Annotated in this window: 10 protein-coding genes; 8 read left to right on the forward strand and 2 right to left on the reverse strand. The window is 66.5% G+C overall.

Annotation, left to right across the window (positions count from 1 at the left end; all coding sequences use genetic code 11):
* Positions 1–12 precede the first annotated feature (12 nt).
* Complete coding sequence (locus ASC87_RS15010; protein WP_056663363.1) at positions 13–1485, reverse strand: sensor histidine kinase; 1473 nt, start codon at positions 1483–1485, stop codon at positions 13–15.
* 112 nt (positions 1486–1597) lie between these two features.
* Complete coding sequence (locus ASC87_RS15015) at positions 1598–2269, reverse strand: response regulator transcription factor (RefSeq protein WP_056663294.1); 672 nt, start codon at positions 2267–2269, stop codon at positions 1598–1600.
* A 167-nt stretch (positions 2270–2436) separates the two neighbouring features.
* Here ASC87_RS15015 and recA point away from each other — a divergent pair, with 167 nt between their 5' ends.
* From recA to ASC87_RS15055, 8 genes are all read left to right on the forward strand, one after another.
* Positions 2437–3549 (forward strand): recombinase RecA, encoded by a 1113-nt coding sequence (recA, locus tag ASC87_RS15020; protein WP_056663297.1) that lies wholly within the window; start codon positions 2437–2439, stop codon positions 3547–3549.
* A 240-nt stretch (positions 3550–3789) separates the two neighbouring features.
* Positions 3790–4371 (forward strand): regulatory protein RecX, encoded by a 582-nt coding sequence (locus ASC87_RS15025; RefSeq protein ID WP_369820766.1) that lies wholly within the window; start codon positions 3790–3792, stop codon positions 4369–4371.
* A 321-nt stretch (positions 4372–4692) separates the two neighbouring features.
* The gene (gene sucC / locus ASC87_RS15030) at positions 4693–5853 is read left to right on the forward strand and encodes an ADP-forming succinate--CoA ligase subunit beta (protein WP_056663303.1); all 1161 of its coding nucleotides are present in this window, start codon (positions 4693–4695) and stop codon (positions 5851–5853) included.
* A 25-nt stretch (positions 5854–5878) separates the two neighbouring features.
* Positions 5879–6772, forward strand: coding sequence for a succinate--CoA ligase subunit alpha (sucD, locus tag ASC87_RS15035; RefSeq protein WP_056663305.1), 894 nt, complete (start codon positions 5879–5881; stop codon positions 6770–6772).
* Positions 6773–6964: 192 nt separating this feature from the next.
* Positions 6965–7702, forward strand: coding sequence for a TerC family protein (locus ASC87_RS15040; RefSeq protein ID WP_056663308.1), 738 nt, complete (start codon positions 6965–6967; stop codon positions 7700–7702).
* A gap of 72 nt (positions 7703–7774) precedes the next feature.
* Positions 7775–9019 carry a serine/threonine-protein kinase gene (locus ASC87_RS15045; RefSeq protein WP_056663311.1) on the forward strand — a complete coding sequence of 415 codons (1245 nt, stop codon included), beginning with the start codon at positions 7775–7777 and terminating at the stop codon, positions 9017–9019.
* Between the two features lie 64 nt (positions 9020–9083).
* On the forward strand, positions 9084–9866 hold the full coding sequence (locus ASC87_RS15050; RefSeq protein ID WP_056663313.1) for a Stp1/IreP family PP2C-type Ser/Thr phosphatase: 783 nt from the start codon (positions 9084–9086) through the stop codon (positions 9864–9866).
* A 63-nt stretch (positions 9867–9929) separates the two neighbouring features.
* On the forward strand, positions 9930–10607 hold the full coding sequence (locus ASC87_RS15055; protein WP_056663316.1) for an FHA domain-containing protein: 678 nt from the start codon (positions 9930–9932) through the stop codon (positions 10605–10607).
* Positions 10608–11078 lie beyond the last annotated feature (471 nt).

An 11078-nucleotide genomic window follows, 5' to 3' on the forward strand; every position in this document is an offset into this window, starting at 1 on the left:
CGCATGGGGCGCTCAGCCTTTGGGGGGATCGTCGGGGCCCGGGTCGGCCGGCACCGCGGGAAACCGCACCGTGAAGCGCGCGCCAGGACCGGCCGGCGCACCGTCGGGCAGCGCGTTGCGCGAGCGCAGGTTGGCGTCTTCGAGCGACACCTCGGCACCATGCTGCGAGGCGATCTCGGCGACGATGGCGAGCCCGAGGCCCGAGCCGTCCACGTTGGTGCCCAGTGCCCGGTAGAACGGCTGGAACACCTTCTCGCGTTCGGCGGCCGGAATGCCTGGCCCCGAGTCCTCTACCTGCAGCACCACCACCTGGCCGAACGGATCGTCCACCACCCGCACCGTGACCGTGCCGCCGGACGGTGTGTAGTTCAGCGCGTTGTCGACGAGGTTGCGGATCAGCTCGCGCAGCAACACCGGCTGTCCGCGCACATGCAGGCCGGGCGCGGGGCGGCCCGTGCGCACCGCCTCCGGCCCTTCGTAGCCGAGGTCGATGCGCTTTTCCAGGGCTCGCGGCACCAGGTCGCGCACCGCCTCGGTGGCGAGCCGGGTCATGTCGATGGCCGGGTGCGTGAGCGACTGGGCCGCGTTTTCGGCGCGGGCCATCGCGAGCAGCTGGTTCACCATGTGGGCCGCCCGCTGGCTCGACCGCGCGATCTGCTGCAGCGATTTCTTCAGCGTCTGCGGGTCCGACTGGCCGGCGTCGATCTCGCGCTGGGCCAGTTCGGCCTGCGTGCGCAGCCCCGCCAGTGGCGTCTTGAGCTGGTGGGCCGCGTCGGCGAGGAAGTGCTTTTGCGTGCTGATGCTGCGGTCCAGGCGGGCCAGCAGGTCGTTGATGGCGCGCACGAGCGGCGACACCTCCTCGGGCGCCTCGCGTTCATCGATGGGGCTCAGGTCGTGGCTCTCACGCCGGCGGATGCGCTGCTGCAGCTCGTTGAGCGGCGCGATGCCGCGGGCGAGCGCGAGCCACACCAGCAGCACGGCGACCGGCAGGATGACGAACTGCGGCAGCATCACGCCCTTGATGATCTCGGTGGCCAGGCGCGAGCGCTTGCCCAGCGTCTCGGCCACCTGCACGAGGGGGGCGCCGTCTGCCTGGCCGGGCAACCGCACGCGGACGTAGGCGACACGCACCGGTTCGCCGTTCATCTCGTCGTCGCGGAACACCATCGAGCCGATCGCGGCCACTTCCTCGTCGGCCGGTGCGGGCATCAGGCGGTCGCCGCCGATGAACTCGCCGCCCGGGGAGATCACCTGGTAGTACAGCGTGTCCGACTCGTCGGCGTGCAGCAGTTCGGCCGCCTCGGCCGGCAGCGAAAAGAGCGTGTGCGGGGTGCCGCCGGGTTGGGCCTGCACGCTCAGGTGCTGGGCCACCAAGCGGGCCTTGTCGCCCAGCTCGCGGTCGAACGGCTTGTTGGCGATGCCTTGCGCCACGAGCCACGTGAGCACCACGCTCATGGGCCACAGCAGCAGCAGCGGGGCGAGCATCCAGTCGAGGATCTCGCCGAACAGCGAACGCTGTTCGCGGGGAAAGGCGGCCTCGCCGGCCGGAGGCGCAACACCTTCGGCCCGGCGCGTCAGGCGGCGCCAGCGGAAGATGTCAAGCCGCAATCTTTTCCAGGCAGTAGCCCAGCCCCCGGACGGTGGCGATGCGGACCGGGCCGTGCTCGATCTTCTTGCGCAGCCGGTGGATGTAGACCTCGATGGCGTTGTTGCTCACCTCTTCGCCCCATTCGCACAGGCGCTCGACCAGTTGGTCCTTGCTGACGAGGCGGCCGGCGCGCTGCAGCAGCACTTCCAGCAGGCTCAACTCGCGGGCCGACAGCTCGATCATCTGGTCGTTGAAGTAGGCCACCCGTCCCGTGGTGTCGAAACTCAACGGGCCGTGTTTCAGCACGTGCGAGGCCGTGCCCAGGCCGCGGCGCGTGAGGGCACGCACGCGGGCCTCGAGTTCCTGCAGCGAGAACGGCTTGGCCATGTAGTCGTCTGCGCCCAGGTCGAGGCCTTTCACGCGCTGCTCGACGCTGTCGCCCGCGGTCAGGATCAGCACCGGCACGCTGCTGCCGCGGCCCCGCAGCTTGCGCAGCACTTCCAGGCCGTGCAGCTTCGGCAGGCCCAGGTCGAGGATCAGCAGGTCGAACTCATGGGAGGCGAGGGCGGCATCGGCCTCGCTGCCGCTGGCGACGTGGTCGACGGCATAACCGCCGTTGCGCAGCGAGCGCAACAAGCCGTCCGCCAAGACCTGGTCGTCTTCGGCTATCAGGATACGCATGGCACGGTCGAGGGTCCGGTCGGGGGGAATGCGATGAGTTTCGCACGCCGTCGTGACACCGGCTTCGGGGCTACCCCTCGGATGGGGCCATTTAGGGGCTGTCGAAAAGACTGTACAAATAACCAGCCTTGTAGATAATCTCGAACAACCTTTCTGGAGATCGCCCAATGGACGCTGCCGTCAAACCCGCCACCCTCAACACCGAAAAGGCCAAGGCCCTGCAGGCTGCGCTCGCGCAGATCGAGAAGCAGTTTGGCAAGGGCACCATCATGCGCCTCGGTGAAGGCGAGGTCATCGACGACATCGACGTGGTCTCCACCGGCTCCCTCGGCCTCGATGCCGCACTGGGCGTGGGCGGCTTGCCGCGCGGCCGTGTCGTCGAAATCTACGGCCCGGAATCCAGCGGCAAGACCACGCTCACGCTGCAGGTCATCGCCGAAATGCAGAAGCTCGGCGGCACCTGCGCGTTCATCGACGCCGAACACGCCCTCGACGTGCAATACGCCCAGAAACTCGGCGTGAACCTGCAAGAGCTGCTGATCAGCCAGCCCGACACCGGCGAACAGGCCCTCGAAATCGTCGATGCCCTGGTGCGCTCCGCCTCGGTCGACCTGGTCGTCGTCGACTCGGTGGCCGCACTCACCCCCAAAGCCGAAATCGAAGGCGAAATGGGCGATTCACTGCCCGGCCTGCAGGCCCGCCTGATGAGCCAGGCCCTGCGCAAGCTCACCGGCACCATCAAGAAGACCAACACCATGGTCATCTTCATCAACCAGATCCGCATGAAGATCGGTGTGATGTTCGGTTCACCCGAAACCACCACGGGTGGCAACGCGCTGAAGTTCTACGCCTCGGTGCGCCTCGACATCCGTCGCATCGGCTCCATCAAGAAGGGCGAAGAGGTCATCGGCAACGAAACCAAGGTCAAGGTCGTCAAGAACAAGGTGTCGCCCCCGTTCAAGACCGCCGAATTCGACATCCTCTACGGCCAGGGCATCAGCCGCGAAGGTGAGGTCATCGACATGGGTGTCGAAGCCAAGGTCCTCGAAAAATCCGGTTCCTGGTACGCCTACAACGGCGAGAAGATCGGCCAAGGCAAGGACAACGCCCGCGAGTTCCTGAAAGAAAACCCCGACCTCGCCGTCGAGATCGAAAACAAGGTGCGCGAAGCCATGGGCATCCCGCTGCTGCCGGTGCAGCAGGCCCCTGAACCCGAGGCCAAGCCGGCCAAGGCATCGAAAGCCAAGGCCGCCCCGAAGGACGCCCCCGCCGAGGAGTGATCGTTGGCCGGTGGCGCCATCCCGGCTGCGATACCGGCCGCCATCCCTGCCGCCATCCCCGGCCGTCATCCCGGCGAAGGCCGGGACCCACCGGGCCCGAAGCGCCGCAGCGCCCGAACCCGGTGGGCCCCGACTTCCGTCGGGGTGACAAGGCACTTGTTCCGGGCAGCCGAGGGTGAAAGCCGAGGCCGGACCCCACCCCCGCCCCATGCCATCGCCGGCCGGTCCCTCACCATCCCCGTGAAACCCAAGCTGTCCCTCAAGGGCCGAGGCCTCCAATACCTCGCCCAGCGCGAACACAGCCGCTCCGAGCTGCGCCAGAAGCTGCTGCGCCATGCGCGGGCCGAGGCGGCCGCAGCTTGTCATCCCGCAGCTTGTCATCCCGGCGAAAGCCGGGATCTCCACCGTCCCGGGTTCGATTTGCCCGGCGCAGGCCAGGCTGAGCCTCCGCCTTCCGACACGCCCGCCACTTCCCCCGAAGACACCGTCGACGCCATCCTCGACTGGTTGCAAGCCCACCGATACCTCAGTGAAGAACGGTTTGTCGAAAGCCGGGTTCACGCGCGCGCCTCTCGCTACGGCAACCTGCGCATCCGCCAGGAACTGGCCCAGCACGGCGTGACCCTGTCGGCCGAAGAAGCCCGGTCACTGAAAGATTCGGAGTTCGCACGTGCGCGCGACGTGTGGCGCCGCAAGTTCGGGGAGCCACCGGCCGACGCGGCGGACCGCGCCCGCCAGATGCGTTTCCTGGGCGGGCGGGGCTTTTCACCCGAGGTGATCCGCCGCGTCGTGCAGGGCGGCAGCAGTGCTGACGACGACTGAAATTTCCGGGGAAGCCCCGTTGCAACGGGGGACGTACGCAGCACTCGCGCCAGATTGGTGCAGTGCAAGATGCTATATTCCCAAGGCTTTTCCCTGTGGATTCGTGCTTGCTCTCGCTTGATGGCAGGCCTCACCTTCGAACCCATCCCGATGGCCCTGCCTTTCGATGCGCCCCTGGTGCGCGCACCCCATTGCCCCTCGCGCTCCCGCGCAGGGCAAGGTGCGCCCGCCCCGGTCCGGCGTGCCGAGAGGCCCGTGTGACGGCGTCCTGCGCCGCGCAATCACCCCACCCGTTCCCGAACCCGAGCAAGAGAGTCAGCGATGAAAATCCATGAATACCAAGGCAAGGAAATCCTGCGCCAGGCCGGCGTGCCCGTGCCGCGCGGTTATCCCGCGTTCAGCGTTCAAGAGGCACTCGATGCCGCACAGAAGCTGGGCGGCCCGGTCTGGGTGGTGAAGGCCCAGATCCACGCCGGTGGCCGTGGCAAGGGTGGTGGTGTCAAGCTGGCCCGCTCCATCGAGGAAGTGAAGCAGCTGTCGGGTGAAATCCTCGGCATGCAGCTCAAGACCCACCAGACCGGCCCTGAAGGCCAGAAGGTGCGCCGCCTGCTGATCGAAGAAGGCGCCGACATCAAGAAGGAATACTACGTCGCTGCCGTGACCGACCGTGACACGCAGAAGGTCGCCATCATGGCCAGCAGCGAAGGTGGCATGGACATCGAGGAAGTGGCCCACGCCACGCCCGAGAAGATCATCAAGGTGTTCGTCGACCCCGCCACCGGCCTGACCGATGCGCAAGGCATCGAACTGGCCAACGGCATTGGCGTGCCGGCCGCCTCGCAGGCGCAAGCCATCGACGTGTTCAAGAAGCTGTACCAGGTGTACATGGACACCGACTCGTCGCTCGCCGAAATCAACCCGCTGATCCTCGAAGGCAACGGCGGCATCAAGGCCCTCGACGCGAAGTTCAACTTCGACAGCAACGCGCTGTTCCGCCACCCCGAGATCGTCGCCTACCGCGACCTCGACGAAGAAGATCCGGCTGAAATCGAAGCCAGCAAGTTCGACCTGGCCTACATCCAGCTCGACGGCAACATCGGCTGCCTGGTCAACGGCGCCGGCCTGGCCATGGCCACGATGGACACCATCAAGCTGTTTGGCGGCGAACCCGCGAACTTCCTCGACGTGGGCGGTGGCGCCACGGCCGAGAAGGTCACCGAAGCCTTCAAGATCATGCTTGGCAACCCGAAGGTCAAGGCCATCCTGGTCAACATCTTCGGCGGCATCATGCGCTGCGACACCATCGCCGAAGGCGTCATCGCCGCGTGCAAGGCCGTGAACCTGAACGTGCCGCTCGTCGTGCGCATGAAGGGCACGAACGAGGAACTCGGCAAGAAGATGCTGGCCGAGTCGGGCCTCCCGATCATCAGCGCCGACTCGATGGCCGAAGCCGCGCAAAAAGTCATGGCTGCCCTGAAGTAAGCCGACAGAGCACCAAGGAAACAACATGAGCATCCTGATCAACAAAGACACCAAGGTCATCACCCAGGGCATCACCGGCAAGACGGGCCAGTTCCACACCCGCATGTGCCGTGACTACGCGAACGGCAAGGCCGCCTTCGTCGCTGGCGTGAACCCCAAGAAGGCTGGCGAAGACTTCGAAGGCATCCCCATCTTCGCGAACGTCAAGGACGCCGCCAAGAACACCGGCGCCACCGTGAGCGTGATCTACGTGCCGCCCGCAGGCGCCGCTGCCGCCATCTGGGAAGCCGTCGAAGCCGACCTGGACCTGGCCATCTGCATCACCGAAGGCATCCCCGTCCGCGACATGCTGGAAGTGCGCAACCGCATGAAGGCCAAGGAAGCCGCTGGCGGCAAGAAGACCCTGCTGCTGGGCCCCAACTGCCCCGGTCTCATCACGCCCGATGAGATCAAGATCGGCATCATGCCGGGTCACATCCACCGCAAGGGCCGCATCGGCGTCGTGAGCCGTTCGGGCACGCTGACGTACGAAGCGGTGGCGCAGCTCACCGAAATCGGCCTTGGCCAGTCGAGCGCCGTGGGCATCGGTGGCGACCCCATCAACGGCCTGAAGCACATCGACGTGATGCGCCTGTTCAACGACGATCCGGAGACCGATGCGGTCATCATGATCGGCGAAATCGGCGGTCCGGACGAAGCCGAAGCCGCCCGTTGGGCCAAGGCCAACATGAAAAAGCCGATCGTCGGCTTCATCGCCGGTGTCACCGCCCCTCCGGGCAAGCGCATGGGCCACGCCGGCGCGCTGATCTCCGGTGGCGCCGACACGGCGGATGCCAAGCTCGCGGTGATGGAAGAGTGTGGCTTCACCGTCACGCGCAACCCGTCCGAGATGGGCAAGCTGCTCAAGGGCCTGCTCTGATCCGCTGACGGCGCCTGCCGCACCGCACAAGGCCGCCTCCGGGCGGCCTTGTGCGCTTCAGGCGCCGGTATGCGCAGTCGGCGTGCACCGTCGGTGTGAGTAATTCCACGCAGCCCACCTGTCACCGCGCGCCCCTAAACTTCCCGTTCTGCCCGAACTCCCGGGCTCGGCCCAATTTCTGAAGGAATCTCCATGGCGGAGTTCATCACCCCTGCGTTCTGGATCGCAGTGGGGCAGATCATCATGATCGACATCCTGCTTGGCGGCGACAACGCGGTGGTCATCGCGCTCGCGTGCCGCAAGCTGCCCCCGAACCTGCGCACCCGCGGCATCCTGTGGGGCACCGCCGGTGCCATCGTGATGCGCGTGGCGCTGATCTTCTTCGCATTGCAACTGCTGGCCATCCCGTTCCTGAAGATCGTCGGCGCGCTGCTGCTTGTGTGGATCGGCGTCAAGCTGCTCGTGCCCGAGGCCGAGGACGACCACTCGAAGATCGAGGGCAGCGACAGGCTCTGGGGCGCGGTCAAGACCGTCATCATTGCCGACCTGGTGATGAGCGTCGACAACGTCATCGCGATTGCCGGCGCCGCCGGCAACGTGGGCGGCGGCCACACCATGCCGCTCGTGATCTTCGGCCTGCTGGTCAGCATTCCCATCATCGTGTGGGGCAGCCAGCTCGTCATCAAGCTGATGGACCGCTTCCCGATCATCATCACCGCGGGCGGGATGCTCCTCGGCTGGATTGCCGGCAGCATGCTCGTCACCGACCCGGCGCTCGTGAGCCCGGCCGTCGTGCCCGACTTCCCGAAGATCGTGCCCACCGAAACCATCAAGTACGCTGCGGGTATCGCCGGAGCCCTGTTGGTGCTGGCGTTGGGCAAGATCCTCGTGGCCCGACAATCGGCGGGCAATGCAGAGGAATCGGCCTGACATCGACCTGAAGCCGATTCCCCGTTTCGTCAATGAGGCGGCCCTCCAAGGGCCCCAGGGGAGTGATCGCGCATGAGGTTGTTCTGGATCCAGCAAGGGCCGGCCATCGGGCTGGCGTGCGGGTTCGTGGTGCTGGTGCTGGCCTACCTGCGGTGGGCCTTGCCCCGCCTGGCCCCCATCACCGCCATCTTCGGGTCGGCAAGTGGGGTCATCGCCTTGCTGCTGCTCGCGGCCGTGGTGCGCGCCCCTTGGGACCTGCCGTGTGTCCTCGGGGCGGTGGCGCTCGGCGTGGGCCACACCGGCTGGATGTTCGGGGTGCTGGCACTTCGCCCGCGCCCGGTGCCCGTTCCCGCGCCCCAGCGGGCCGCACCGGCCCCGGTCTCCACGGCCCCCGCCGTGCTCGATCGCAAGACGCTGGGCCGCTACCGCGTCGAACGTGAGATCGGCCGTGGTGCCATGGGGGCCGTGTACCTCGGCACCGACCCCAAGATCGGCCGCCCGGTCGCCATCAAGACGATGGCGCTGAGCAAGGAATTCCATGGCGACGAACTCACCGAGGCCCGCCAGCGCTTCTTCCGCGAGGCCGAGACGGCCGGCCGGCTGCAGCACCCCGACATCGTCACCATCTTCGATGCCGGCGAGGATCAGGACCTCGCCTTCATCGCGATGGAATACCTCAAGGGCGAGGACCTGCAGCGCTACACCCAGAACCTGCTCCCGGTGGCCGACGTGGTGCGCATTGCCGCCCGCGTGGCCGAGGCGCTCGCCTATGCCCACAGCCAGGGCGTGGTCCACCGCGACATCAAGCCTGCGAACGTGATGATCGACCTGGCCGCCGACCTGGTGAAGGTCACCGACTTCGGCATCGCCCGCATCGCCGATTCCAGCCGCACCCGCACGGGCATGGTGCTGGGCACCCCGTCGTTCATGTCGCCCGAGCAGATGGCAGGCCGGCGGGTGGATGGCCGCAGCGACCTGTACTCGCTGGGCGTGATGCTGTACCAACTGCTCACCGGCCACCTGCCGCACCGGGCGGACTCGATGGCCGTGCTGATGTACGAGATCGCCAACCAGACCCCGCCCGACGTGCGCAACTGGCGTCCCGAGGTGCCGGAAGCCGTGGCTCGCATCGTGGCGCACGCACTCGAGAAGCGCCCCGAATCCCGGTACGCCGATGGCCGGCAGATGGCCGCCGACCTGAACGCCGCGCTGACCCTCGTGGGGGCGCCAACCGCCGCCGAAAACGCACCAACCGAGGTCTTACCCCCCAATTCCGGCGGTTTCGATGCCACCGTGAAAATAAACCGTTCCGAATGAAGGCACAATTCCCCCCTCTGCCCGCACCCCAGGTCCGATGAACCTCCCCGCGCCACCCTCTTCGATGACGCTCGAATACTTCAGTGCCACGGACACCGGACGCGCTCGCAACAACAACGAGGATTCCGTCGCGATCCATGAGCCTTCGGCTCTCGTGGTGCTGGCCGACGGCATGGGTGGCTACAACGCCGGCGAAGTGGCCAGCGGCATGGTCACCTCGTTCATCAAGACCGAACTGGGCCGCTGGCTGCTCGAGGCGTCCGACAGCGCGTCCGACGGCGACGTGCGCCGGGCCATGGACATCTGTGTCGACAACGCCAACCGCGCCATCTTCAACGCCGCCAACTCCAACCCGCAATATGCCGGCATGGGCACCACGCTCGTGGTGGGCGCGTTCCGCGAGGGGCGCCTGCTGATGGGCCACGTGGGCGATTCACGCGGCTACCGCTTCCGTGCCGGCCGCCTCGTGCAGATCACCCATGACCACTCGCTGCTCCAGGAGCAGATCGACGCCGGCCTGATCACCCCCGAGCAGGCCGCGTTCTCGGCCAACAAGAACCTCGTGACCCGCGCCGTGGGCGTGGAAGACACCGTGCTGCTGGAAACCCATCTGCACGACGTGATGCCGGGCGACATGTACCTGCTGTGCTCCGACGGCTTGTCCGACATGCTCGATGACGACAGCATCGCCCAGGTGCTGCAGGCGCATGAATCGCCCGAAGCCGCGGGGGTCGCCTTGATCGATGCGGCCAACGACGCCGGCGGAAAGGATAATATCGCCGTGGTGCTGGTTCGCGTGCGGGGGCAGAGCGTTGCCTCGCGGTCCTGGTGGCCGTTCCGGCGCTGATCAGCAAGACACCACTCCGGCCTGCGAGGCAGGTCGCGTTACAGACAAAACTAGAGGTTAAGCATGGGCAAGCTGGTCGTATCGCTCGACGGTGTGGTGATCAAGGAAGTGCAGATCACGAAGGACAAGACGACCCTCGGCCGCCGTCCGTACAACGACATCGTGATCGACAACCTCGCAGTAAGCGGGGAACACGGCGTGCTGCAGATGGTGGGCTCCGACGTCTTCATCGAAGACCTCAACAGCACCAACGGCACCTACATCAACGGCAAGGCCGTGAAGAAGCAGTTGCTGGCGCACAACGACACTGTCGAGATCGGCAAGTACAAGATCAAGTACCTCGTCGACGACGGCACCGACTACGAAAAGACCATGATCATGAAGCAGGGTGCGCCGGCCATGCCGCCGCCCAGCTACAGCCACGGTTTTGCGCAGACCAGCGCCCCCAACTCCAACTTCGGCGGCCTCGGCCAGCCGGTGGTGCCGGGCTCCATCAAGGTGCTCAACGGCGCCGCGGCAGGCCGTGAAGTGGCGCTCACGAAGGTCGTCACCACGGTGGGCAAGCCCGGTGTGCAGGTGGCCTCCATCACGAAGCGCCCGGGCGGCTACGTCTTCGCCCACGTCGAGGGCGCCGTGCGCCCCACCGTCAATGGCAACCCGCTCGTCGGCGACACGATGCACCTGAAAAACGGTGACGTGATCGAGCTGGCCGGCACGCAGATGCAATTCTTGCAGGCCTGAATAGGGCCCCCGACGGCGCTTCGCGCCGGTCCCCCCATGGGGGAGCCCGGGGGACCCGGGCTCGGCGGTAGCTTGATCTGTCGCTCGCTGCGCTTGGCTCCCCTGGCGCACGCGCTCCAGGGCTTTGCCGCTTCGCTGGCTGGCCCAATGCTTGTCGTTCCGGCGGGAGCCGGGACCCATTGGCCGGTCACCCCCGACTTTCGTCGGGGTGACCAGAGAACCAGCCGATGCGCAGCGAGGCGAAATGAGCCGGCACGGCATCCGCGCGGGATAGGTAACGGTGGCGCTGGAGACAGTGGTCGCGCGGGGGATTGGCCACTCGAAGCGCCCGAGCAAAGGTCCGGGAAGCTGGTGTTCGAGCGCATCTTTGGGTTACCTTTCTGGGCGCGCCCTCCATGTCAGGATAGTTGTCGCTTCGTCATTTCCATTCCAAGGTGGGGGGCGGAGAGAGAATGAAAGATGTCGGGGAAG

Source organism: Rhizobacter sp. Root1221, assembly GCF_001425785.1.
Lineage (GTDB): Bacteria > Pseudomonadota > Gammaproteobacteria > Burkholderiales > Burkholderiaceae_C > Rhizobacter.